The organism is Streptomyces sp. NPDC006339 (assembly GCF_040612775.1).
Taxonomy (GTDB): domain Bacteria; phylum Actinomycetota; class Actinomycetes; order Streptomycetales; family Streptomycetaceae; genus Streptomyces.
In genome coordinates, this window is record NZ_JBEXQW010000004.1 from 212,192 (window position 1) to 236,368 (window position 24,177).

19 protein-coding genes are annotated in these 24,177 nt (G+C 72.3%); 11 read left to right on the forward strand and 8 right to left on the reverse strand.

The genetic code is table 11. The annotated features are described in order from the left end of the window. Positions 1-57 precede the first annotated feature (57 nt). Positions 58-330: a DUF6343 family protein gene (locus ABZ135_RS04975; RefSeq protein WP_356691845.1), complete on the forward strand. Its 273-nt coding sequence runs from the start codon at positions 58-60 to the stop codon at positions 328-330. 17 nt (positions 331-347) lie between these two features. Here the strand turns inward: ABZ135_RS04975 and ABZ135_RS04980 are convergent, their stop codons facing one another. From ABZ135_RS04980 to ABZ135_RS04990, 3 genes are all read right to left on the reverse strand, one after another. Next, positions 348-719, reverse strand: coding sequence for a tetratricopeptide repeat protein (locus tag ABZ135_RS04980; RefSeq protein WP_356691847.1), 372 nt, complete (start codon positions 717-719; stop codon positions 348-350). A gap of 236 nt (positions 720-955) precedes the next feature. Next, on the reverse strand, positions 956-1,561 hold the full coding sequence (gene coaE / locus ABZ135_RS04985) for a dephospho-CoA kinase (protein WP_356691849.1): 606 nt from the start codon (positions 1,559-1,561) through the stop codon (positions 956-958). Positions 1,562-1,592: 31 nt separating this feature from the next. Continuing rightward, a complete protein-coding gene (locus ABZ135_RS04990) occupies positions 1,593-2,531 on the reverse strand; it encodes a PAC2 family protein (protein ID WP_356691851.1) in 939 nt (312 codons plus the stop codon). Between the two features lie 262 nt (positions 2,532-2,793). On the opposite strand from ABZ135_RS04990, the gene ABZ135_RS04995 reads away from it, so the two are divergent. After that, complete coding sequence (locus ABZ135_RS04995) at positions 2,794-3,744, forward strand: right-handed parallel beta-helix repeat-containing protein (RefSeq protein ID WP_356691853.1); 951 nt, start codon at positions 2,794-2,796, stop codon at positions 3,742-3,744. Between the two features lie 142 nt (positions 3,745-3,886). On the opposite strand, the gene rpsA is transcribed toward ABZ135_RS04995, so the two are convergent. Continuing rightward, a complete protein-coding gene (rpsA, locus tag ABZ135_RS05000; protein ID WP_345489430.1) occupies positions 3,887-5,389 on the reverse strand; it encodes a 30S ribosomal protein S1 in 1,503 nt (500 codons plus the stop codon). 361 nt (positions 5,390-5,750) lie between these two features. On the opposite strand from rpsA, the gene ABZ135_RS05005 reads away from it, so the two are divergent. Next, positions 5,751-6,584: a class I SAM-dependent methyltransferase gene (locus ABZ135_RS05005; protein WP_356691855.1), complete on the forward strand. Its 834-nt coding sequence runs from the start codon at positions 5,751-5,753 to the stop codon at positions 6,582-6,584. A 92-nt stretch (positions 6,585-6,676) separates the two neighbouring features. Next, positions 6,677-9,250 (forward strand): ATP-dependent helicase HrpB, encoded by a 2,574-nt coding sequence (hrpB, locus tag ABZ135_RS05010; protein ID WP_356691857.1) that lies wholly within the window; start codon positions 6,677-6,679, stop codon positions 9,248-9,250. On the opposite strand, the gene ABZ135_RS05015 is transcribed toward hrpB, so the two are convergent. The 3 genes from ABZ135_RS05015 to ABZ135_RS05025 all read right to left on the reverse strand — a co-directional run bounded on the left by ABZ135_RS05015 (position 9,234) and on the right by ABZ135_RS05025 (position 12,282). Beyond that, on the reverse strand, positions 9,234-10,208 hold the full coding sequence (locus ABZ135_RS05015) for a DUF3068 domain-containing protein (RefSeq protein ID WP_356691859.1): 975 nt from the start codon (positions 10,206-10,208) through the stop codon (positions 9,234-9,236). The two genes, hrpB and ABZ135_RS05015, sit on opposite strands and share 17 nt — an antisense overlap. A gap of 11 nt (positions 10,209-10,219) precedes the next feature. After that, positions 10,220-10,360 (reverse strand): SPW_0924 family protein, encoded by a 141-nt coding sequence (locus ABZ135_RS05020; protein WP_356691861.1) that lies wholly within the window; start codon positions 10,358-10,360, stop codon positions 10,220-10,222. 158 nt (positions 10,361-10,518) lie between these two features. After that, on the reverse strand, positions 10,519-12,282 hold the full coding sequence (locus tag ABZ135_RS05025; RefSeq protein WP_356691863.1) for a lytic murein transglycosylase: 1,764 nt from the start codon (positions 12,280-12,282) through the stop codon (positions 10,519-10,521). Positions 12,283-12,475: 193 nt separating this feature from the next. Between ABZ135_RS05025 and ABZ135_RS05030 the strand changes: the two genes are divergently transcribed. Next, a complete protein-coding gene (locus ABZ135_RS05030; protein ID WP_356691865.1) occupies positions 12,476-13,360 on the forward strand; it encodes a DUF4184 family protein in 885 nt (294 codons plus the stop codon). A gap of 71 nt (positions 13,361-13,431) precedes the next feature. Here the strand turns inward: ABZ135_RS05030 and polA are convergent, their stop codons facing one another. Beyond that, complete coding sequence (gene polA / locus ABZ135_RS05035; protein WP_356691867.1) at positions 13,432-16,152, reverse strand: DNA polymerase I; 2,721 nt, start codon at positions 16,150-16,152, stop codon at positions 13,432-13,434. Positions 16,153-16,297: 145 nt separating this feature from the next. Here polA and ABZ135_RS05040 point away from each other — a divergent pair, with 145 nt between their 5' ends. The 6 genes from ABZ135_RS05040 (at position 16,298) to ABZ135_RS05065 (ending at position 24,173) form a co-directional block, all read left to right on the forward strand. Further along, positions 16,298-18,583: an FdhF/YdeP family oxidoreductase gene (locus ABZ135_RS05040; RefSeq protein WP_356691869.1), complete on the forward strand. Its 2,286-nt coding sequence runs from the start codon at positions 16,298-16,300 to the stop codon at positions 18,581-18,583. Positions 18,584-19,384: 801 nt separating this feature from the next. Beyond that, complete coding sequence (locus ABZ135_RS05045) at positions 19,385-19,906, forward strand: hotdog fold thioesterase (protein WP_356691871.1); 522 nt, start codon at positions 19,385-19,387, stop codon at positions 19,904-19,906. 209 nt (positions 19,907-20,115) lie between these two features. Continuing rightward, positions 20,116-21,000, forward strand: coding sequence for a trypsin-like serine protease (locus ABZ135_RS05050; RefSeq protein WP_356691873.1), 885 nt, complete (start codon positions 20,116-20,118; stop codon positions 20,998-21,000). Then, positions 20,997-21,428: a hypothetical protein gene (locus ABZ135_RS05055; RefSeq protein WP_356691875.1), complete on the forward strand. Its 432-nt coding sequence runs from the start codon at positions 20,997-20,999 to the stop codon at positions 21,426-21,428. The genes ABZ135_RS05050 and ABZ135_RS05055 overlap by 4 nt, the downstream gene beginning before the upstream one ends. A 448-nt stretch (positions 21,429-21,876) precedes the next feature. Beyond that, on the forward strand, positions 21,877-23,112 hold the full coding sequence (locus tag ABZ135_RS05060; RefSeq protein WP_356691877.1) for a branched-chain amino acid ABC transporter substrate-binding protein: 1,236 nt from the start codon (positions 21,877-21,879) through the stop codon (positions 23,110-23,112). Between the two features lie 128 nt (positions 23,113-23,240). Beyond that, positions 23,241-24,173, forward strand: a complete 933-nt coding sequence (locus ABZ135_RS05065; protein ID WP_356691879.1) for a branched-chain amino acid ABC transporter permease — start codon at positions 23,241-23,243, stop codon at positions 24,171-24,173. Positions 24,174-24,177: the final 4 nt, after the last annotated feature.

The following is a 24,177-nucleotide window of genomic DNA, read 5'->3' on the forward strand; positions in this document are numbered from 1 at the left end:
GTGTGGGTGGATGCTGGAAGTGTTCTCGGGGTCCTCTCACCCGGGAGAGGCGACGTGATGCGTACGGGGAGTGAACCCGCGACCGCGCGCAGTGCGCTGCGGTTGCGGTTCTGGCTGAGCCTGTGGGGCGTGCTGTGGGGCGCCTTCGGGACGGCGGCGTTCTCGCTGGTCGGGCGCCCGGGGTGGGCGGCGGCGTGCGGCGTGCTGTTCGTGGTGGCGGCCGTCGACCTGATCGTGGTGTCCCGGCACATCCGGCAGGGGCCTCACTGGCAGCCGGGGCGTGACATCCCGCCGTACGAGCCCGATCGCGGCGGCCGCGGGCGCCGCTGAGCCTCCCGGGCCCGGGGCTACTCGGGCGTCGGGTCGAAGCGGGCCGCTTCCAGATACTCCGGCTTCGGGTCGAGCGCGGCGGCGAGGCGGAAATGGCGGGTGGCCTGCTCGGGGCGGCCGGAGCGCTGGTAGGTCCGGGCGAGGGCGAAGTGCGCGAACGCGTTGTCCGGCTCGCGCTCCAGGACCAGCTCGAACTCGAGCTCGGCGGGTCTGAGTTGGGCGGCGGCGAAGAAGGCACGGGCACGCAGCAGCCGCGCGGCCGTGTTCTCGGGGTGGGCGGCGATCACCGAGTCCAGCAGCTTGACCGCACCGCGCGGGTCCCGCGCGGCCAGCAACTGCTCGGCGGCGCGGAAGTCGATGACGTGGGTCTCCGGGTTCCTCTCGGCCACAGTGGTCTTCCTTCCCTCGCTCCGGCGGTTCAACAGTGGGCACGGCGGCCGTATTCCACGGGGCCCGACCGGTGCGCCGATCCTCGCGAAGGTCATCTCTACCCCGCCGGGGGGCCTTTGCGACGCGCCGTGCCCCGACCGTTCGCGGATCGGACCGTCGGAGCCGTCGGAGCCGTCGGACCCGTCGGAGCCGCCGACCCCGTCAAGGCCCTGTCAGTGCCTCCGCCGGGGCTCGGTCACCGGGAGTCCGCGGCCCGCTGCCGGAGTTCGTCCCAGAGCTTGCGCACCTGCGGCTCCAGCGCCTCCAGCGGGCCGTCGTTGTCGACGAGGACGTCGGCGACGGCGCGGCGCTGCGCGCGGGTGGCCTGGGCGGCCATGCGGGCACGCGCCTCGGGCTCGGTCATGCCGCGCAGTCGGACGAGGCGGTCGAGCTGGGTCTCCGGGGAGGCGTCCACGACGACGACCAGGTCGTACAGGGGCGCCAGTCCGTTCTCGGTGAGCAGCGGGACATCGTGGACGACCACGTCGTCGGGGCCGGCCTCGGCCTCCAGCTCGGCGGAGCGGGCGCCGACGAGCGGATGGACGATGCCGTTCAGGGCGGCGAGCCGCTCGGGGTCGGCGAAGACGATCGCGCCGAGCTTCGGCCGGTCCAGGGCGCCCCGGGCGTCAAGGATCTCCGGCCCGAACTCCGCGACGACGGCCGCGAGCCCGGGGGTGCCGGGCTCCACGACCTCGCGGGCGATCCGGTCGGCGTCGATCAGTACGGCTCCGTACGAGACGAGCAGCCGGGACACTTCGCTCTTGCCGGCACCGATTCCGCCGGTCAGGCCCACTTTCAGCATGAGCGGCAGCTTAGAGCCCGCCGGCGGGCGGCTAGACGTCGCCCTCGCGCTCGGCGAGGAAGCGCTCGAACTCGCGGCCCAGCTCGTCGGCGGAGGGCAGGTCGACGGGTTCGGCGACCAGACTGCCGCGGGTCTCGGCGCCGGCCATCGCGTCGTACTGGTGCTCCAGGCCCTGGACGAGCGCGACCAGTTCCTCGTCGCCCTCGCCGATCTGGCGGTCGATCTCGGTCTGGGTGCGGCGCGCCTCGGTGCGCAGGGCGTGGGCGACGCCGGGCAGGACGAGGCCGGTGGCGGCGGTGACGGCCTCGAGCGCGGTGAGGGCGGCGTCCGGGTACGGCGAGCGGGCGACGTAGTGCGGGACGTGGGCGGCGACGCCGAGGGTGTCGTAACCCGCCTCGGTGAGCCGGAATTCGATGAGGGACTCGGCGCTGCCGGGCACCTGCGCCTCGTCGAAGGGGCTGCGGTGGCCGGGCATGAGGTCGGTGCGGCTGCCGTGCGGGGTGAGTCCGACGGGGCGGGTGTGCGGGACGCCCATCGGGATGCCGTGGAAGTTGACGGCGAGCCGGACGCCGAGGCGGTCGACGATCTGGCGCACGGCGGCGGCGAACCGCTCCCATTCGACGTCGGGCTCGGGGCCGGACAGCACCAGGAAGGGCGCCCCGGTGGCGTCCTGGACGATGCGGACCTCGATGACGGGCGTCTCGTACGACGTCCAGCGGTCGCGGCGGAAGGTCAGCAGGGGCCGGCGGGCGCGGTAGTCCACGAGCCGGTCGTGGTCGAAGCGGGCGACCACCTGGTGGGGCAGGGTGTCGAGCACGCGGTCGATGATCTGCTCGCCGGTCTCCCCGGCGTCGATGTAACCGTCGAAGTGGTAGAGCATGACCAGTCCGGCCGACTCCTGAGCCAGGGCCATGTCGACCACGGCCAGGCCCTTCTGGTCCCATTCGTACAAACCCTGGGGATCAAGCACGATTTCCGCTCCTCCTCGCGTTCTCCCTGGACAACGCGGTCCGGCCCGGCACCATTCCCGCCGGGCGGATTTCCCGTGCCGGCCCGGCGTTCCGTCACGGCACCTCGGCCCACTGGTCCAGACCTTGACATGCCCACAGCGTCTCCCTACCGTCACGGGACAGCACCGCGTTCAGCATCTCGTTCCTCGTACACATACGAGAACACCCTTGAGAACCTCTGGCATCGACCGAACCTCTGGCATCGAGCGGAAGGCATCCCCCATGCGCACCCGAACGCTGCTCGTCCCCCTGCTCCCGGCGCTCCTCGCCCTCCCCCTCGCCACGGCCGCGCCGGCCTCGGCGGCCACCATCGAGGTGTCCACCGCGACCCAACTGAAGACGGCCCTCACCAACGCCCGCCCCGGCGACACCATCCGCCTCGCGGACGGCACCTACACCGGCAACTTCAAGGCCACGGTCGCGGGCACCTCCACGGCACGCATCACGCTCACCGGCTCGCCCCGGGCCGTCCTCAAGGCGGGCGGCGGCTACGGGCTGCACCTGAACGGCGCCTCCTACTGGACGGTCCAGGGCGTCACCGTGACCGGCGGCCAGAAGGGGATCATGACCGACTACGCCAACGGCGTCGTCATCGACGGGGTGACCGTGCACGACCTCGACATGGAGGGCGTGCACTTCCGCAACTCCAGCAAGAACGCGGTCATCAAGAACTCGCGGATCTACGACACCGGCAACGACGGCCGGGGCATGGGCGAGGGCGTCTACGTCGGCACGGCCAACACGCTCTCCGACCGCAGCGACCACGCGCAGATCCTGAACAACGTCATCGGCCCGGACGTCGGCGGCGAGAACATCGACATCAAGGAGGGCACGACCGGCGCGCGGATCATCGGCAACAGCTTCGACGGCAGCGGCCTGACGGGCGTGCACTACGACGACTCCTGGGTGGACGTGAAGGGGAACAACGTCCTGGTGGAGAACAACACCGGCCGCGGCACCACCAACAACGGCTACGAGACCCACACCCAGCAGAGCGGCTGGGGCTGCGGCACGGTCTTCCGCGGCAACCGCTCCGACCTCACCGGCGCGACGGGCGCCAAGCGGCTGGCCGTCTACGTGACCAACCAGAGCGGGTCCTGCACGACCACGGTCTACAGCTCGAACACGGTGACGGGCGGCTACGGGCTGACGAACATCGCCGTCACTTCCTGACGCGACGCGACGCGGGGACGGTCCGGCGGCCCGGTGGTCCGGCGGCCCTGCGGTTCGGTGGTCCCGTGGAAACGACCGAGGCCCGCCTCCCCGAAGGGAGGCGGGCCTCGACGCTAGCTACGGAAGCTCAGCGGTGAGCGTTTCAGCTCTGGCCGCCGGCCAGCTTCTCACGCAGGGCGGCAAGCGCCTCGTCCGACGCCAGGGCGCCGGAGTTGTCGTCCGACTCCGAGGAGTAGGAGCCACCGGACACGCCCGCCGGGGCACCGGCCGGAGCGGCGGCGCCACCCTCGGCAGCGGCGGCCTCGTCGGCCTCGCGGGACTTGATGACCTGAGCCTGGTGCTGCTCGAAGCGCTGCTGCGCCTCGGCGTACTGGGTCTCCCACGCCTCGCGCTGGGCCTCGTAGCCCGGCAGCCAGTCGTTGGTCTCGGGGTCGAAGCCCTCGGGGTAGATGTAGTTGCCCTGGTCGTCGTAGGACGCGGCCATGCCGTACAGGGTCGGGTCGAACTCGACCGAGGCCGGGTCGGCACCGAAGGACTCGTTGGCCTGCTTCAGCGAGAGGCTGATGCGACGACGCTCGAGGTCGATGTCGATGACCTTGACGAAGATCTCGTCGTTGACCTGGACGACCTGCTCCGGGATCTCCACGTGGCGCTCGGCCAGCTCGGAGATGTGGACCAGACCCTCGATGCCCTCGTCCACGCGGACGAACGCACCGAACGGAACCAGCTTCGTGACCTTACCCGGGACGACCTGGCCGATCTGGTGGGTACGGGCGAACTGCTGCCACGGGTCCTCCTGGGTCGCCTTCAGCGACAGGGAGACGCGCTCGCGGTCCATGTCCACGTCGAGAACCTCGACGGTGACCTCCTGGCCGACCTCGACAACCTCGGACGGGTGGTCGATGTGCTTCCAGGACAGCTCGGAGACGTGCACGAGGCCGTCGACGCCGCCCAGGTCCACGAAGGCACCGAAGTTGACGATCGAGGACACGACGCCGGAGCGGACCTGACCCTTCTGCAGGGTCGTGAGGAAGGTCTGGCGGACCTCGGACTGGGTCTGCTCGAGCCAGGCACGGCGGGACAGGACCACGTTGTTGCGGTTCTTGTCCAGCTCGATGATCTTCGCCTCGAGCTCCTTGCCCACGTAGGGCTGGAGGTCGCGGACGCGACGCATCTCGACCAGGGAGGCCGGGAGGAAGCCGCGGAGGCCGATGTCGAGGATGAGACCACCCTTGACGACCTCGATGACGGTACCGGTGACGATGCCGTCCTCTTCCTTGATCTTCTCGATGGTGCCCCAGGCACGCTCGTACTGGGCGCGCTTCTTCGAGAGGATCAGGCGGCCTTCCTTGTCCTCCTTCTGGAGAACCAGGGCCTCGATCTCGTCGCCGACCTTGACGACCTCGTTCGGGTCGACGTCGTGCTTGATCGAGAGCTCGCGGCTCGGGATGACACCTTCGGTCTTGTAACCGATGTCGAGCAGGACCTCGTCCCGGTCGACCTTCACGATGACGCCGTCGACGATGTCGCCGTCGTTGAAGTACTTGATCGTCTCGTCGATCGCGGCGAGGAAGGCTTCCTCGTTACCGATGTCGTTGACCGCAACCTGCGGGGTGGTGGCGGTGGTCTCGGTGCTGCTCGTCATGTGGGAAAGGGCTCCGGTTACGGACAGAAAGTCGTAGGTACTGCTACGCCGTGAGCCCGTATCGCACTGAAGAAGCCGGACAGCCAATGAAGCGCCTTCCCGCGAAAGCGGGGGACGCCTCGAAAACCGAGGGGACATACAACAGGTGCGAGCGCGGCCTGCTCCGTCTGAGGCGCGCAGGCCCGCAGCGCAACCTTTAGCATACGGGGGCGGCCGGACAGGGTCAATGCGCGAAGCGCGCACCGGGGGCGGATCGCCGCATACCCGGCACAACTCGTGTCGCCCCAGGCCGTCCTGGCCGCGGAAAACCGCCCGCGCTCTCGCGCGGCGGCTCTGAGCGCAAACTACATCGACGGGCGAGATGAACCAAGACTACGGACAGGAAGACGGCCCCGGGGAAGAGGCGGAGGCGACCCGGCGTGACGCGGGGGAAACGGAGAGCAGCCGGGCCAGCCGGGGCTGGTGGGACCGCAACGCCGACGAGTACCAGACCGAGCACGGGGCGTTCCTCGGCGACGACCGGTTCGTCTGGGGGCCGGAGGGCCTGGACGAGGCGGACGCCGGGCTGCTCGGACCGGCCGGCTCGCTGAAGGGTCTCGACGTCCTGGAGATCGGAGCGGGCGCGGCGCAGTGCTCGCGCTGGCTGGCCGCCCAGGGCGCCCGGCCGGTCGCCCTCGACCTCTCGCACCGGCAGCTCCAGCACGCGCTGCGGATCGGCGGGGACGTGCCGCTGGTGGAGGCGGACGCGGGGGCGCTGCCCTTCCGGGACGGTTCGTTCGACCTGGCCTGCTCGGCGTACGGCGCGGTGCCGTTCGTCGCGGATCCGGTCCGGGTCTTCCGCGAGGTGCACCGCGTGCTGCGGCCGGGCGGCCGGTGGGTGTTCTCGGTGACGCACCCGATCCGCTGGGCGTTCCCGGACGAGCCGGGGCCCGAGGGGCTCTCGGTCGCGGCCTCCTATTTCGACCGCACGCCGTACGTCGAGCAGGACGAGCAAGGGCGGGCGGTGTACGTCGAGCACCACCGGACCATCGGCGACCGGGTGCGGGACGTGGTGGCGGGCGGCTTCCGGCTGCTCGACCTGGTGGAGCCGGAGTGGCCGGAGTGGAACAGCCAGGAGTGGGGCGGCTGGTCCCCGCTGCGGGGGAATCTGATCCCGGGTACGGCGATCTTCGTGTGCGAGCGCGTCGACAGATAGGGGACAGGCGTCCGATCCCGTTAGTCGTATGAATCGGCGGTCCTGTGGATGACGGGGCGCACGGGGTCGGTCCGGCGTACGAGACTTGCCGCGTGATCCGAAACGACGCACTCGACCGCCTTCCCGTCCGCCATGCCGTCCCCGAGCTGCTGACCGCGCTCGACGAGCGCGGCACGGCCGTGCTGTACGCCCCGCCCGGGACCGGCAAGACCACGCTGGTCCCGCTCGCGCTCGCGGGACTCATAGGGGACGGGCCGGAGCGGCGGGTGCTGGTGGCCGAGCCGCGCCGGATGGCGGTGCGCGCGGCGGCGCGGCGGATGGCGTGGCTGCTCGGCGAGGAGGTCGGCGGGTCCGTCGGCTTCTCCGTGCGGGGCGAGCGGCGGGCCGGCCCCGCGACCAGGGTCGAGGTGGTGACGACGGGCGTCCTGCTCCAGCGGCTCCAGCGTGATCCGGAGCTCGCGGGGGTGGACGTGGTCCTGCTGGACGAGTGCCACGAGCGGCACCTGGACGCCGACACGGCGCTGGCGTTCCTGGTGGACGTGCGGGCCACGCTGCGTCCCGAGCTGAAGCTGATCGCCGCGTCGGCCACGAGCGACGCGGAGGCGTGGGCGCAGCTCCTGACGGTCCTGGACGGGAGCGGGCCCGCTCCCGTCGTGTGGGCCGAGGGAGAGGTGCACGGGTACGCGGTGCACTACGCGGCGCCGCCCGCCGGGATCCGGCCGGCGCACGGCACGTGGGTGGATCCGGCGCTGCTGCGCCATGTGGCGGCGACGGTGCGGATCGCGATGGAGCGGCACGAGGGCGACGTGCTGTGCTTCCTGCCCGGCACCGGGGAGATCGCGCGGACGGCGGGGCTCCTGGCGGATCTGGACGCCGAGGTGCTGTCGCTGCACGGGCGGGCTCCGGCGGCGGTGCAGGACGCGGTGCTGCGGGGGCCCGGGCCGGACGGGCGGCGGCGGGTGGTCCTGTCGACCTCGGTGGCGGAGTCGAGCCTGACGGTGCCGGGCGTGCGGATCGTGGTGGACTCGGGGCTCGCCCGGGAGCCGCGGATGGATCACGCGCGGGGGCTGGGCTCGCTGGCCACGGTGCCGGTGTCGATCGCGGCGGCGACCCAGCGGGCGGGCCGCTCGGGCCGTGAGGCCCACGGCACGGTGTACCGCTGCTGGTCCGAGGCGGAGGACGGGAACCGGGCCCGTTTCCCCTCCCCCGAGATCCGGATCGCCGACCTGGCGGACTTCGCCCTGCGGGTCGCGTGCTGGGGCGATCCGACGGCGGCCGGCCTTGCGCTGCTCGACGCGCCTCCCGCCGGCGCGATGGCGGCCGCCGGGCAGGTCCTGGCGGCGGTCGGTGCCGTGGACGCGGACGGCAGGGCGACGGAGCGGGGACTGCGGATGTCCCGGCTCGGGCTGCACCCGCGGCTGGCGCGGGCGCTGCTCGACGGGGCCGCCGAGGTGGGTGCCCGGCGGGCTGCCGAGGTGGTGGCGCTGCTGAGCGAGGAGCCGCCCCGGGAGTACGGGGACGATCTGGCGGCGGCCTGGCGTGAGGCGCGGCGGGGCGGCGACGGGTACGCGGCGCGGTGGAAGGCGGAGGCGCGGCGGCTGGAGCGCTCGGCGGCCTCCGGGGCGGGACCGGGCGCGGATGCGGGTGCGGGTGCCGGGACGGTCGAGGCGGCGGGAGCGGCCGGCGGCGAGGAGGGGGTGGCCGGGCTCGTGACGGCGCTCGCCTTCCCGGAGCGGGTGGCGCGGGCCCGGGAGCTGGGCGGCTATCTGATGGTGTCCGGTACGGGTGCCCGGCTGGCCGAGGGGTCGCGGCTGGGGACCGGCGCGTGGCTGGCGGTGGCGGTGGCGGACCGTACGGCGCAGAGCGCCACGGCCCGGGTGCGGCTGGCGGCCGTGGTGGACGAGCGGGTCGCCCGGCGGGCGGCGGGGCATCTGCTGCGGGCGGGCGAGGAGGTCCGCTGGGAGGGCGGGGACGTGGTGGCCCGGTCGGTGGAGCGGCTCGGGGCGGTGGAGCTGACGGTCCGCCCGCTGCGGGACGCCGATCCGGCCCTCGTTCGGGAGGCGCTGCTCGACGGGCTGCGCCGGGAGGGCACCGGGCTGCTGCGCTGGAGCCGGGAGGCCGAGGAGCTGCGGGCACGTCTGGCGTTTCTGCACCGAGAGAGGGGTGAGCCGTGGCCGGACGTGTCGGAGGAGGCGCTGCTCGGGCGGGCCGGGGAGTGGCTGGAGCCGGAGCTGTCCCGGGCGCGGCGGCGGGCGGATCTGGGCCGGATCGACGCCGGTGAGGGGCTGCGGCGGCTGCTGCCGTGGGCGACCGGTGAGGCGGGGCGGCTCGACGAGCTGGCGCCGGAGCGGATCGAGGTGCCGAGCGGTTCACGGATCCGGGTGGAGTACGGCGGGGAGCGGCCGGTGCTCGCGGTGAAGCTCCAGGAGATGTTCGGGCTCGCGGAGACACCGCGGGTGGCGGGGGTTCCGGTGCTGGTGCATCTGCTCTCCCCCGCCGGGCGGCCGGCGGCGGTGACGTCCGATCTGGCCTCGTTCTGGCGGGAGGGTTATCGCGCGGTGCGGGCGGAGCTGCGGGGGCGCTATCCCAGGCACCCGTGGCCGGAGGACCCTTCGACGGCGGAGCCGACCCGGCACACCAGTGCCCGGCTCAGGCGGGAGCGGTGACGGGTGGGGCGGCCGCGGGGCGGCGGGAGCGGGCTTCGAGCCAGAGGGAGAGGCCGAGCAGGAGCAGGGCGAGGGCGGTGAAGCCCCAGGGGAGGTATGAGACGAGCAGCAGCACCATCAGGCGGTTGGACTCGACGAGTTCGACGATGTGGGCGATGTAGTCCTCGCGCATCTTCACGTGGCCGTCGAAGACGGTGACGGTGTCCTGGCCCATGAGGGCCCGGGCGTTGCGGAGCTCCTCCGTGTGGATCTCCTCGCCGTTGACGGGGGCGCCGGTGACGGGGTCGACCCAGAACATGCGCTTGGTGGTGTACCAGCGGGTGAGTCCGGTCTTGGCGAGGACGTCGGGGGTGATGCCCTGGACGGGCATGGTCTTGGGCATGGGCACCTTGGTCCAGGGCACGGTCTGCTCGAAGTAGTAGACCTCCAGGCCGCGGAAGGTGCGGGTGCCCTTGTAGTGGATGGGGGCGGAGGTGCGGGTCTGGGCGTCGAAGTACTGGTAGTCCCGCTTCTCGGTGAGGAAGGGCCACTTGAACTCGATGCCCTCGCGCCGGACCGGGTCGCCGTCGACCATCTCGCCGGTGGCGTGGACCGGGTCCTGGGTGTGGGCGTCGAAGATGTAGCGCTCGGGGATCTTGGAGACCATCGTGCCGTCGGGGCCGATGACGTAGGAGAGGGAGTCCCAGACGACGACGTCCCGGCCGGCGTCGCGCTCGATCTTCCGGGACTCCTCCACATTGCCCTTGAGGGTCTGGACGATCGTGAGTCTCTCGACCTTCTCGGCCTTGAGGGTCGTGTAGTTGAGCAGGGTGGCGGGTTTCGCCTCCAGGACGGTCTCCTGGTACTGGTTCGGCGGGATCTTCGCGAGACGGGGGAAGGCGTACCAGCGCAGGGTCGGGGCCATGGCGGCGAAGAAGACGGCGAAGGAGAGCAGGACGAGGCCGGCGCGTCGGCGCATCGGTCGGCCCCTCACTTCTTGGGGCCGGGATCGGCGGTCAGCAGCGGCTGGGGCGAGGTGGGCCCGTCCGGCGGGAGGTCGACCAGGGAGACGAGCAGCATGAACAGGAGGACGGGGACGAGTCCGATGGCGGCGGCGGCAAGGGCGCGCATGGTCGGCCTCCCGGTGCTCGATCTGATAGGTCGTCAGGGCGGGGGCACCGTAGCAACGCGGCCGTGAGATGAGAACAGCTCGCGCGCGGAACGCGCGACGCCGCCTCGGCGTCCCGGGAGGGACGCGGAGGCGGCGTCGGACACCGGGGGCGCCGGTGTCAGGAGGAGGGGGTGGTCTCCGGCGTGCTCGTGGAGGGCGACGGAGACGGCGAGGACGAGGAGTCCGGGGACGGCGTCGGGGTCGGGGTCGGCTCGGGGGCCGGGGCGGTGACCTTGAGCTGGACGGTCACCGTGCCGCCGCCGGGGGCGGTCAGACGCAGCAGGAAGGTGCCGGTCTTCTCGCCCGCGTACATCGCGGGCAGGGTGAGGAACCCGTCGGCGTCCGTCTTCAGGCCGGTGAGGGTGCGGACGGCGGTGCCGTCGGCGGTCTTGAAGAAGGGGCCGTCGGTGGCGGTCTGCGAGCCGTCCGCCGAGGTGACGAAGGTGGCGGTGAGGGCGACGCCGGCGGCGGCCGCCCCGCCGTGGGTGGCCTTCACCCGGACCCGGTCGGCGAACTGGGCGCCGGTGGTGGCCGCCGGCTCCTTGGCGTCGAGGCGGGTGAGCGTGTCGGCGGCCCGCTCGGTCACGGTCGCGGCGAACGAGACCGCGTTCAGGCTGCGGCCCACCACGGTGACGCCGACGGTGAATCCGCCGGTCCGCTCGCCGGCCTTGATGCTCGGCGCGGCGGCCTTGCCGGTGCTGCCGGTGGTGGCGGTGATCTCCCGCGCGCCGATGCCGAAGCGGGCGTCGGTGTCGCCCGTGATCCGGAAGCGGACCTGGACGCCGGCGACCGGCTTGCCGGCGAGGTCGACGGCCAGGACCGTGGGCCGGGTGGCGAAGGTGCCGCCGGCGGTGGCGGTGAGCGTGCCGGAGCCGGTCTTCTCGATCCGTACGACCTTGGCGGCCGGGGAGGTGGTCGGCGGGTCGGTCGGCTTCGGGGTGACGGGCTTGGAAGGCGTCGGCTTCGGCGTGGGCGTGGGCGTCGGCGTCGGCTTGGCGGGCGTCGTCGCGGGCGGGGTGGTCCGGCCGGGGGTGGTGACCCGGTCGTCGTTGCGCGCGCCGGGGAGCACGCCCGTGCCGTCGGGCACCTGGTGGGTGCCGCGCTTGTAGTACTCGAACCAGGACAGGACCGTGTTCAGGTACTCCCGCGAGCGGTTGTAGCTGAGGATCGCCCGGTCCAGGTCGGCCTTGACGGCGAGGTTGCGGTCGTTGGCGCAGAGGTAGAGGCCGGCGGCCTGGGCCGCGTCGTAGATGTTGTTCGGGTCCTTCTTCCCGTCGCCGTTGGCGTCCTGGCCCCAGGTGGCCCAGGTGGACGGGATGAACTGCATCGGGCCCACCGCGCGGTCGTGGACCTTGTCGCCGTCGTAGGCGCCGTCGTCGGTGTCCGAGATGTTGGCGAAGCCCACACCGTTGAGGGCGGGGCCGAGGATCGCCGAGGTGGTGGTGCCGTTGGCGTCGACCGCACCGCCGCGCGCCTGCCCGGACTCGACCTTGCCGATGCCGGCGAGGAGCTGCCAGGGCAGGTTGCACGAGGGGTCGGTGGAGCGGATCGACTGCTCGGCGCGCTGGTAGGCGGCGAGGACGGTCGCGGGTATGCCGGCCTGGGCGGGGCCGGTGATGAGCGGCGGATCGGCGGGAGCGCCCGGCTTGTTGGGCGTGTTCAGCGGGGGCAGCTCGGTGTAGTACGACGAGTCGCCGGGGCCCGAGCCGTCCGGGGGCGTGGTCGTGTCGCCCGCGCCGATCGGCAGGTCGCCACCGGCGTTGTCCGTGGGCGGCGGGATCGAGCCCGGCCCCTGCGAGGCGGCGAGCGCCGCGACCGCGGCGGCCACGACCGCGCCGCTGGTGGCTCCCCTGCGCAGCCGACGGCCCAAGTGCGCTGCCATACGTGTGGTTCCTCCCCGTGTCCCGCTTCCGCGCTCCCCGCGCGGGTCCGACCTGCCGACCCTATGCCAACTCCGGACCCGCGAACACCGGGCCCTGACCGTGTTTCACGGTTTCGTCACCACTTGGCCGCTCGCGCGTTCGACACGGGGTCGTCCTGAATACTGGGACCACATCGGACGAGGGGGATTTTCCGTGCCGTTCACGCTCAGCCATGCCGCCGCCGTGCTGCCCGCCCTCCGCAGGGACGGGACCGCCCGGGGGCCCTTGGTGGCATCGGCGCTGGTCGCCGGCTCCTTCTCGCCCGACATGACCTATTTCGCGGCCACCGCCGTGCCCGACGCGATGTTCTTCGGAGACGTGACGCACTCCTTCCTCGGGGTCGTCACCGTCGACGTGCTCGTCACGGCGGCGCTGGTGGCCCTGTGGCTGATGGTGCGTGAGCCGCTGGTGGCGCTGCTGCCGCGGCGCCTGCGCGGCCGGGTGTACGCGTTCGTCCGCGGCCGGCCGTGGCGGGAGCGGCGGCCGGTGTCCCTGGCCGTCTGGTTCGCCGTCTCGGCGGCGCTCGGGGCGATGACGCACGTCGTGTGGGACGCCTTCACCCATCTCGACCGCTGGGGCACCCGGTTGATCCCGGTCCTCGGTGAGGTGGTGGGCGGTATGCCCGTCTATCTGTACGCGCAGTACGGGGGTTCGGCGCTCGCTCTGCTGCTGCTCGGCTGGTTCACCGTACGGGCCCTGCGTGCGGCGCCCGCGGAGGAGCCCGCGCCGACGGAGGTCCCGGTCCTCGACCGGCGCGGGCTCCTGCTGGCGGCCGGGGTGATCGGGGCGTGCGTCCTGGCGGCCGCGGCGCACCGCGTGCTGCGCTGGTACGCGTACTGGGGCCGGATCGACTCGCCCCTGGACGTCATCCCGACGTTCTGCTTCGGGGCCGGCTCGGGGCTCTTCCTCGGGGTGGTGCTGTACGGGGCGGGGATGCGGGTGCGGGCGCTCCGGTCGGGGCCCGGACCGGGAGAGGGCCGTCGGCAGGGCCCGGTGGCGGGGCGTGAGCCGGAACGGTCCCGTACGGGCTCACGCTGATCCCGTCCGCCGGGGTGAAGCCGCACCCCCCCTGCCGGGCCCAGGGCTCCTGGGCCCGGCAGGGGTGTGGCTCAGTGCGCCGCCGAGTCCCAGTTCGGGCCGACGCCGACCGAGACGTCCAGCGGGGCGCGCAGGTCGGCGGCGTGGGCCATCTGTTCGCGGACGAGGGCCTCGACCCGGTCGCGCTCGCCGGGGGCGAGCTCCAGGACGATTTCGTCGTGGACCTGGAGCAGCATCCGGGAGGCGAGACCGGCCTCGGTCAGGGCGCGGTCGACCCGCAGCATGGCGACCTTGACGATGTCCGCGGCCGTGCCCTGGATCGGGGCGTTGAGCGCCATCCGCTCGGCGGCCTCGCGGCGCTGGCGGTTGTCGCTGTTGAGGTCCGGGAGGTAGCGGCGGCGGCCGAGCATCGTCTCGGTGTAGCCGGTGGCGCGGGCCTCGTCGACGACCCGGCGCAGATAGTCGCGCACGCCGCCGAAGCGCTCGAAGTAGGTGTCCATCAGTCCGCGTGCCTCGGCCGGCTCGATGCCCAGTTGCTGGGAGAGGCCGAAGGCGGAGAGCCCGTACGCCAGGCCGTACGACATGGCCTTGATCTTGCGGCGCATCTCGGCGTCGACGGCGGACCGCTCGACGTCGAAGACCTGTGAGGCGACCGTGGTGTGCAGGTCCTCGCCGGAGGTGAACGCCTCGATCAGGCCCTCGTCCTCGGAGAGGTGGGCCATCACGCGCAGCTCGATCTGGCTGTAGTCGGCGGTCATCAGGGCCTCGAAGCCCTCGCCGACGACGAAGCCGTGGCGGATGGCGCGGCCCTCGTCGGTGCGCACCGGCACGTTCTGCAGGTTGGGGTCGGTGGAGGACAGCCGGCCGGTGGCGGCGACGGTCTGGCTGAAGGTGGTGTGGATGCGGCCGTCGGCGGCGATGGTCTTGATCAGGCCCTCGACGGTGGAGCGCAGCCGGGCCTGCTCGCGGTGCCGGAGCATGATCACCGGGAGCTCGTGCTCGGTCTGGGCGGCCAGCCAGGCGAGCGCGTCGGCGTCCGTGGTGTAACCGGTCTTGGTCTTCTTCGTCTTCGGCAGGTTGAGCTCGCCGAAGAAGACCTCCTGGAGCTGCTTGGGCGAGCCGAGGTTGAACTCGTGGCCGACGGAGGCGTGGGCCTCCTTCACGGCCTGCTGCACGGCGCCCGCGAACTGCTGCTCCAGGGCCTCCAGGTGGTCGCGGTCGGCGGCGATGCCGTGCCGCTCCAGGCGGGCGAGGAGCGCGGAGGTGGGCAGCTCGACCTCGTGGAGGAGGTCCTTCGCGCCGACCTCGGCGAGCTTCTCCTCGAAGGCGGTGCCGAGGTCGAGGACGGCGCGGGCCTGGCTCATCAGGGCCTCGGCCTCCGCGGTGTCCTCGGCGCCGAAGGCGAGCTGGCCGTCGGCGGCCGCGGCGGGGGCGAGCTCGCGGCCCAGGTACTCGACGGAGAGCGCGTCCAGGGCGAAGGAGCGGCGGCCGGGCTTGACCAGGTAGGCGGCGAGCGCGGTGTCCATGGTGACGCCGGCGACGCTCCAGCCGTGCTCGGGGAAGACCCGCATGGCGCTCTTGGCGTTGTGCAGGACCTTCGGCCGCTCCGGGTCGGAGATCCAGGCGGCCCAGGCCCGCTCGTCCGCCTCGTCGAGCTCGGCGGGGTCGAACCAGGCGGCGGCGCCGTCGCCGGACGCGAGGGCGATCTCGGCGACGCTGCCGGTGCCGAGCGCCCAGCTTTCGAGGGTGGCGACGCCGAGCGGCCGCCCGCCGTGCTCGGCGAGCCAGCCGGCGAGCTCGCCGGAGCCGAGGACGGTGAAGTCGAGGGCGACACCGGGAGCCGGGGCGGGGGCGGTCTCCTCCGCGGCGCCGGGGTCGACGGCGAGGAGCCGCTCGCGCAGCGAGGGGTTGCGGATCTCCAGGGTGTCGAGGACGAGGGCGACGGCCGTGCGGTCGTACGGCTCGCGGGCGAGGTCGGCGACGGTCTTCGGCAGCTCGACGTCGCGGACCATCTCGGTGAGGCGGCGGTTCAGCTTCACCGACTCCAGATGGTCACGGAGGTTCTGGCCTGCCTTGCCCTTGACTTCCTCGGCGCGCTCCACCAGTTCCGCGAAGGAGCCGAACTGGTTGATCCACTTCGCGGCGGTCTTCTCTCCGACGCCGGGGATGCCGGGCAGGTTGTCCGACGGGTCGCCGCGCAGGGCGGCGAAGTCCGGGTACTGGGACGGCGAGAGCCCGTACTTCTCCTGGACCTTCTCCGGGGTGAAGCGGGTCAGCTCGGAGACGCCCTTGGTGGGGTAGAGCACGGTGGTGTGGTCGCTGACCAACTGGAAGGAGTCCCGGTCGCCGGTGACGATCAGGACCTCGAAGCCCTCGGCCTCGGCCTGGGTGGCGAGGGTGGCGATGACGTCGTCCGCCTCGTACCCGTCGACGGCGAAGCGGGGGGCGTGCATGGCGTCGAGGAGCTCGCCGATCAGCTCGACCTGCCCCTTGAACTCGTCGGGGGTCTTGGAGCGGTTCGCCTTGTACTCGGGGAACTCCTCGGAGCGCCAGGTCTTGCGGGACACGTCGAACGCGACGGCGAAGTGCGTGGGCGCCTCGTCGCGGAGCGTGTTCGCCAGCATGGACGCGAAACCGTAGATCGCGTTCGTCGGCTGCCCGGTCGCGGTGGTGAAGTTCTCCGCGGGCAGTGCGAAGAACGCCCGGTACGCCAGGGAGTGCCCGTCCATGAGGAGCAGGCGCGGGCGGTTCTCTTCGGTCATATCGGTCTTCTTCGCTGCTGTCTCGGCCACGGGACGATCCTGCCACGCGCCACTGACATTCCCGTCCACTCGGCCGGGGGTGACCGGCCGTGCACGGGCCGTGCGTGGTCCGTTGTCGGTGCCGCGTGACAGGATCGGAGACGTACGAGTCCTTCATCGCTCAAAGGAGAGCGCGATGGTCAGCAAGCCGCCGGTCGGCGACCCGGTCCAGGACGCGCCGCGGGTCGCGGCGCCGCAGCACGCGGCCGCCGGGCTGCCCGCCGTCGCGCACACGCTGAGGATGGCGCACGAGCAGATGGGGGTGCGGCGGACCGCGCGGACCCTGCTCAAGGTCAACCAGAAGGACGGCTTCGACTGCCCGGGCTGCGCCTGGCCGGAGGCGGACAAGCGGCATGTGGCGGAGTTCTGCGAGAACGGGGCGAAGGCGGTCGCCGAGGAGGCGACGCTGCGCCGGGTGACGCCGGAGTTCTTCGCCGCGCACCCGGTCGCGGACCTGGCGACGCGCAGTGGCTACTGGCTGGGCCAGCAGGGCCGGATCACGCATCCGATGTATCTGCCGGAGGGCGCCGAGCGGTACGAGCCGGTGAGCTGGGAGCGGGCGTTCGCGATCATCGCGGAGGAGCTGACGGCGCTCTCCTCCCCCGACGAGGCCCTCTTCTACACCTCGGGCCGTACGAGCAACGAGGCCGCGTTCCTGCTCCAGTTGTTCGCCCGCGAGTTCGGAACCAACAATCTGCCCGACTGCTCCAACATGTGCCACGAGTCCTCGGGCTCGGCGCTCACGGAGACGCTCGGCGTCGGCAAGGGCAGTGTGTCCCTGGAGGACCTGCACCGCGCGGACCTGATCGTGGTCGCGGGGCAGAACCCGGGCACGAACCATCCGCGGATGCTGTCGGCGCTGGAGAAGGCGAAGGCGGCGGGGGCGCGGATCATCTCGGTGAACCCGCTGCCGGAGGCGGGTCTGGAGCGGTTCAAGAACCCGCAGACGGCGCAGGGCTTGCTGAAGGGCGCGGCGCTCACCGATCTCTTCCTGCAGATCCGCATCGGCGGTGACCAGGCCCTGTTCCGGTTGCTGGGCCGGCTGGTCCTGGAGACGCCGGGCGCGGTGGACGAGGAGTTCGTCGCCGCGTACACGCACGGGTTCGAGGAGTTCGCGGCGGCGGCCCGCGAGGCCGACTGGGACGAGACGCTCGCCGCGACCGGGCTGACCCGCGCCGAGATCGAGAAGGCCCTGGAGATGGTCCTGGCCTCGGAGCGGACGATCGTCTGCTGGGCGATGGGCCTGACCCAGCACAAGCACTCCGTGCCGACCATCCGCGAGGTGGTCAACCTGCTCCTGCTGCGGGGCGCCGTGGGCCGGCCGGGCGCCGGGGTGTGCCCGGTGCGCGGGCACTCCAATGTGCAGGGCGACCGGACGATGGGGATCTTCGAGCGGCCGGCGCCGGCCTTCCTGGACGCCCTCGACAAGGAGTTCGGGATCGTCTCGCCGCGCCACCACGGCTTCGACGTGGTGCGGTCCATCCAGGCGCTGCGCGACGGCGAGGCGAAGGTGTTCTTCGCGATGGGCGGCAATTTCGTCGGGGCGACCCCGGACACGGAGGTCACCGAGGCGGCGATGCGCTCCGCGCGCCTGACCGTCCACGTGTCGACGAAGCTGAACCGCTCGCACGCGGTGACCGGCAGGCGCGCGCTGATCCTGCCGACGCTGGGCCGCACGGACAAGGACGTGCAGAAGAGCGGCCGGCAGGTCGTCACGGTCGAGGACTCGATGGGTCTGGTGCACGCCTCGCGCGGCAACCTGCCGCCGGCGAGCCCGCATCTGCTGTCCGAGCCGGCGATCGTGGCGCGGATGGCGCGGGCGGTCCTCGGCGAGGGGTCGGCGACGCCGTGGGAGGAGTTCGAGGCGGACTACGCGCGGATCCGCGACCGCATCGCGCGGGTGGTCCCCGGTTTCGAGGACTTCAACGCGCGGCTCGCGGCGAACCCGGGCGGTTTCGCGCTGCCGCACGCCCCGCGCGACGAGCGCCGCTTCCCCACGAAGACCGGGAAGGCGAACTTCACGGCGGCGCCGGTCGAGTACCCGAGGGTGCCGGAGGGGCGACTGCTGTTGCAGACCCTGCGCTCGCACGACCAGTACAACACCACGATCTACGGTCTGGACGACCGCTACCGGGGCATCACGGGCGGCCGCCGGGTGGTCCTGGTGCACCCCGAGGACGCGGCGGCGCTCGGCTTCGCGGACGGGGCGTACGCGGATCTGGTGAGCGAGTGGACGGACGGCAGCGAGCGGCGGGCGCCCGGCTTCCGGGTGGTGCACTATCCGACGGCCCGGGGCTGCGCGGCGGCGTACTACCCGGAGACGAACGTGCTGGTGCCGCTGGAGTCGACGGCGGACGTCAGCAACACGCCCGCGAGCAAGTCGGTGATCGTGCGGCTGGTCCCGCGGCCCGCGGAGGGCTGAGCCGGCCGTCGAAAGACGGTGGCCGGTTCCGCACTGCCCGGGAGCGCGGAGGGGTGGGTACCCTCCACTCCCGCGCCGCGGCACCGGCCGTCGGCCGAGGACACCACGGGGGCTGCCTTGTCCACTCCGCCCGCCGGCGGACAGCCGCCGGACCAGAGCCCACCGGCTCCCCGGAATCCTGGGGAGCGGAACCCGCAGGCTCCGGGTGATCCGCCGGATCAGACCCCGCCGGCTCCCCGGAATCCGCCGCCCGCCCCGCACGCCGCGCCTGCCCCGCACGCCCCCACGTCTCCCCCGCTTCCCTCGCGCCCCTCATCGGCCGCGCCCGCGCACGCGTCGGACACGCCACCCGCCGCCCCGGCCACCCCGCCGGCGCCACCCGACCCGCCGACGGCCCCCGCGCCGCCCGCGCCCCCGCACCCCGCGGGCCCGTCCCTGGCGGAGCTCGCGCTGGAGCGGATCGCCCCCGGGTCGCCCGTCCCGCCGTCCCGGCGGGGCCGGGCGCGGGTGATGGTCCGGGGGCTGCTGCTGATCGCCGCCGGACTGCTGGCGCGGCCGGGACCCGTGGCGAGGTGGTGATCCAGGACGGCACCGGGCCGTTCCGCGCGGAGGCGGTGCCCGCCGCGCCTGAGCAGTTCTTCGTCGCCCAGACCCACCCCTACCGGCTCACCCCGTGCCACGAGCCCCGTTTCGCGAAGGACGGCCTCTGCCGGACGGCTCTTCGGGGTGCATGACAGAATCGCCTCACCTAAGCGTTTGCTCAGGCAGTTCAGCCGTACGACGACGAACGGAGCCCCGGCCATGGGTGAGCAGCAGCATGTGAAGTTCCCGCAGGAGGTCATCGACGAGTACGCCTCGCTCGGCGTGGACCTGCCCGCCCTCTTCTCGGCCGGGCACCTGGGGAACCGGATGGGTGTGCAGATCCTGGAAGCCTCCGCGGAGCGGGTGGTCGGGACCATGCCCGTGGAGGGCAACACCCAGCCGTACGGGCTGCTGCACGGCGGCGCCTCGGCGGTGCTCGCCGAGACCCTGGGGTCGATCGGCTCGATGCTGCACGGCGGGGTGTCCCGCATCGCCGTGGGCGTGGACCTGAACTGCACCCACCACCGGGGCGTGCGCAGCGGCCTGGTGACCGGGGTCGCGACGCCCGTGCACCGGGGCCGGTCGACCGCCACGTACGAGATCGTGATCACCGACGAGCAGGACAAGCGGGTCTGCTCGGCCCGGCTGACCTGCATGCTCCGGGAGATCGGCGCGGGCGACGCGGCCAACCTGCCGGAGGCGGGCCGTGTCGAGGGGGCCGCCACCGACGCCGGAGCCTGAGCCGGCGCCTGAGCCTGAGCCGGCGCCCGAGCCCGGGCCGCCCCGGCCCCGAGCCGCCCGAGCCCCGGTACGGACCTTCCGTACCGGGGCTTCGTCGCTCCAACTCCCCGGCGGCCACGACCCCTTGCCGTCCGGCGCGTCAGCCGGTTCACTGGCGACCCTCCCCCCACAGGAGATGACCCGGTCCACCACACACCGAGGGGCTCTTGTTGACCGCCGTACGCACCACCACCATGGCCACCGCCGTGACCGCCGCCGCCTGCGCCGCCGTGATCGCCACCGCGATCCCGTCCGCGGCGATCAACTCGTACAACGCCGCTCCCGCGCCCGAGCGCACCGAGGTCGGCGCCCTGGTCGCGACCTGGGACAACGACGGCGACCCCGCCACGCCCGACCGGGTGGACTGGGTCTGCTCCGGCACCATGATCGACGCGGACACCTTCCTCACCGCGGCGCACTGCACCACCGACTGGCCGGAGAACGTGCGTTTCTACGTCTCCCTCGACCAGGACGTGCAGGGCGGGCTCGACCGGGCCGCCGCCGAGCACCCCGGCGACCCGGCGGCCGTCGCCCGCGCCGTGGCGGTCGAGGGGCGGGCGGTCAGTCACCCCGCGTACCCGGGGCCGGCCTCCGACGACCACGACATAGCGGTGGTCGAACTGCCCGCGGCCGAGATCAAGAAGCGCTGGACCTTCACGCCGGCCGCCCTGCCGAAGGCCGGGGCGCTCGGCGCGCTGGGCCCGCAGGGGCTGAACGACACCGACTTCCTCGTCGCCGGTTACGGCACCCAGGAGGCGCGGCGCGGACCGGGCGGTCACACCCACCCGGGCGGCGGGGTGCGCATGAAGGCGCCGGTCTCCTTCAACGCGCTGAACGACGCCTGGGTCCGTCTCGCCATGACGGCGCCGCAGGGCAACGGCGGTGCCTGCTACGGCGATTCGGGCGGCCCGAACTTCGCCACGCTGGGCGGCCGGCTCACCCTGGTGGCGACCACCATCACCGGCGACGGCCCCTGCTACGCCACCAATGTGGTGTACCGGCTGGACACTCCGGGTGCGCGCGACTTCCTGAAGCCGTACGTCCAACTCCCTTGATCCGCACGCCGTTCGCCTCGGCCGGGGCCGCGCTCGCCGCGGCCCTGGCCGGCTGCGTTCTGGCCCTCGGAACCGGATGCGACCGGGCGCCCCGGGATCCGGCGCCGCGGGCGAGCACCCCGGCGGACATCTGCACAAGTCTGGTGTCGTACTGGGTGAAAGAGGCGCTCGAGGGAAGCGTCTGGGCCGGGCTCGACTGGGAGCAGAAGGGCCTGTCGAACGAGCAGTACGCGCTCCATGACGAGGTGCTCGTCGCGGCGCGGGCCGAGGAGCGCCGGGCCGGCCGTGCGTCGGCCTTCGCACTGACCGACCGGGAGACGCGCCGGCGGTGCGAGGCGGCGAAGGGCGCGACGGGCAGTTCGGAGAACTGGCGACCGCCCAGCGGACAGGGTGTCCCGACCAGCGGGTCTCGGCCAACCGCGCCGTAACTCTGCGTGACATCGGCGGCGTCCGGAAAGGCGCCGGAAGCGGAGCGCCCCGCTCTACCCGTTCGTCCGCTGGCACCGGGGCGAGTGTCCGATATCCGGAGAGCCCTCCGAGCGGCCCGTCAGGAGCAAGATCCGCTCAAGCCCCTTAGCGGAACTGCGCGTTCTCACTATGTGAACACTGCGCTACGGACCGATGTGCCCGAGTTTGCCCCCGGCCCGCACACCGGTTCCCCCCGTCGGCATAACAAGACAGTCACATCATCACCTCGGCGCTCCCCGACCTTCCCCACCTGCGCCTAGAGTCACGGCCAGTCACCGCGCCGCCGGGCGCCCTCTCTGCACGGCCTGCTCGACCACGTACGGCCCGGCATCGAAAACGGCACCTCTAGCTACACGCTTCACGGCACCGCCTCAGCTCGAGGGGGCCGCGCCAGGGAAAGGAATCTTCGTGCGACACCGTTCTTTGCTCATCCTGACCAGCGTCCTCACCACAGGAGCGCTCACCCTCACCGCCTGCGGTTCGCGTGACGAGGGCAAGGGTGGCGGCGACAACGCCGGCGGCACCACGACCGTGGTGATCGGCGTGGACGCCCCTCTCACCGGTTCGCTTTCCGCCCTGGGCCAGGGCATCAAGAACTCCGTGGACCTGGCGGTCCAGACCGCCAACAAGGACAAGGTCGTCCCCGGCGTCACCTTCAAGATCGAGGCCCTCGACGACCAGGCCGTCCCGGCCTCCGGCCAGGCCAACGCCACCAAACTGGTCGGCAACAAGGACGTCCTCGGCGTCGTCGGCCCGCTGAACTCCGGCGTCTCCCAGCAGATGCAGGGCGTCTTCGCCGCCGCCAACCTGGCGCAGGTCTCCCCCGCCAACACCAACCCGTCCCTCTCCCAGGGCGACAACTGGGGCAAGGGCGAGTTCAAGCGCCCCTTCAAGACCTACTTCCGCACCGCCGCCACCGACGTGGTCCAGGGCAAGTTCGCCGCCCAGTACCTGTTCAAGGACGCGGGCAAGAAGAAGGTCTTCGTCGTCGACGACAAGCAGACCTACGGCGCCGGCCTCGCGGCGATCTTCTCCGACGAGTTCAAGCGCCTCGGCGGCCAGGTCGTCGGCACCGACCACGTCACCGTGAAGGAGACCGACTTCTCCTCCACCGCCGACAAGGTGAAGGCATCCGGCGCCGACTCCGTCTACTTCGGCGGCCAGTACCCCGAGGGCGGCCTGCTCTCCGACCAGATCAAGAAGACCGGCGCCAAGGTCCCCGTCATGGGCGGCGACGGCATCTACGACCCGGCCTTCATCAGCGCCTCCGCCGAGGCCAACGACGGCGACCTGGCCACCTCCATCGGCTACCCGGTCGAGAAGCTCCCCACCGCCAAGAAGTTCATCGCGGACTACAACGCGGCCGGCTACAAGGACCCCTACGCGGCCTACGGCGGCTACTCCTACGACGCCGGCTGGGCGATCATCCAGGCCGTCAAGGCCGTCGTCGACGCCAACGGCGGCAAGCTGCCGTCCGACGCCCGCGCCAAGGTCACCGAGGCCCTGGGCAAGGTCTCCTTCGACGGTGTGACCGGCAAGGTCTCCTTCGACGAGTACGGCGACACCACCAACAAGCAGCTCACGGTCTACAAGGTCCAGGGCGGCAAGTGGATCGACGTCAAGAGCGACACCTTCAACCAGTAGAACCCGCCCCGGCGCCACGCCACGTGCCCCGGCGCCGGGAGCCCCGCACGACCTGAACCAAGCCGCGCGAGGGCGCAAACAGCGCCCTCGCGCGGAGTCTTATCCGACAAGCTCATCGGAGGCCTGCGGTGCACGAACTGCCGCAACAGCTGGCCAACGGCCTGGCCCTCGGTGCCCTCTATGGCCTCATCGCCATCGGGTACACCATGGTCTACGGCATCGTCCAGCTCATCAACTTCGCCCACGGCGAGATCTTCATGATCGGGGGCTTCGGTGCCCTCACCACCTACACCGCTCTGCCGAGCGGAACGTCCCTGCTGGTGGCGATACCGCTCATGATCGTCGGTGGCGCGATCGCCTCCGTGGCCGTCGCCACCGCCGCCGAGCGCTTCGCCTACCGCCCCCTGCGGAACGCCCCGCGACTCGCCCCCCTCATCACCGCGATCGGCCTGTCCATCGCGCTCCAGCAGCTCGTGTGGCAGTTCTACCCGGACGCCAAGAAGGCCGTCAGCTTCCCCGAGTTCCAGGGTGATGCCTACCAGATCACCGAAAGCCTCCAGATCCAGCGCGCCGACGCCTTCGTGCTCGCCCTCGCCCCCCTGTGCATGCTCGCCCTCGGCCTCTTCGTCTCGAAGAGCCGCAGCGGCCGCGCCATGCAGGCCACCGCACAGGACCCGGACACCGCGAAGCTGATGGGCATCAACACCGACCGCATCATCGTCATGGCCTTCGCCATCGGTGCCGCGTTCGCCGCCGTCGCCGCCGTCGCCTACGGCGTGGACAAGGGCCAGATCAACTTCGAGATGGGCTTCGTCCTCGGCCTCAAGGCATTCACCGCGGCCGTCCTCGGCGGCATCGGCAACATCTACGGCGCCATGATCGGCGGCGTGGTCCTCGGCATCGCCGAATCCCTCTCGATCGCCTACATCGAGGAAATCCCCGGCATGCAGCAGCTCGGCGGCGGTGCCTGGTCCAACGTGTGGGCCTTCGTCCTCCTCATTGTCGTCCTCCTCGTGCGGCCCCAGGGCCTGCTCGGCGAGCGCGTCGCGGACAGGGCGTGAGCAC

Bases quoted from the DNA above. Each gene is read 5' to 3' on its own strand.
- coaE (WP_356691849.1), bottom strand. From the start codon at position 1,561: ATGCTGAAAGTGGGCCTGACCGGCGGAATCGGTGCCGGCAAGAGCGAA.
- ABZ135_RS05015 (WP_356691859.1), bottom strand. From the start codon at position 10,208: ATGCGCCGACGCGCCGGCCTCGTCCTGCTCTCCTTCGCCGTCTTCTTC.
- ABZ135_RS04995 (WP_356691853.1), top strand. From the start codon at position 2,794: ATGCGCACCCGAACGCTGCTCGTCCCCCTGCTCCCGGCGCTCCTCGCC.
- ABZ135_RS05020 (WP_356691861.1), bottom strand. From the start codon at position 10,360: ATGCGCGCCCTTGCCGCCGCCGCCATCGGACTCGTCCCCGTCCTCCTG.
- ABZ135_RS05005 (WP_356691855.1), top strand. From the start codon at position 5,751: ATGAACCAAGACTACGGACAGGAAGACGGCCCCGGGGAAGAGGCGGAG.
- ABZ135_RS05045 (WP_356691871.1), top strand. From the start codon at position 19,385: ATGGGTGAGCAGCAGCATGTGAAGTTCCCGCAGGAGGTCATCGACGAG.
- ABZ135_RS05040 (WP_356691869.1), top strand. From the start codon at position 16,298: ATGGTCAGCAAGCCGCCGGTCGGCGACCCGGTCCAGGACGCGCCGCGG.
- ABZ135_RS04975 (WP_356691845.1), top strand. From the start codon at position 58: ATGCGTACGGGGAGTGAACCCGCGACCGCGCGCAGTGCGCTGCGGTTG.
- rpsA (WP_345489430.1), bottom strand. From the start codon at position 5,389: ATGACGAGCAGCACCGAGACCACCGCCACCACCCCGCAGGTTGCGGTC.
- ABZ135_RS05025 (WP_356691863.1), bottom strand. From the start codon at position 12,282: ATGGCAGCGCACTTGGGCCGTCGGCTGCGCAGGGGAGCCACCAGCGGC.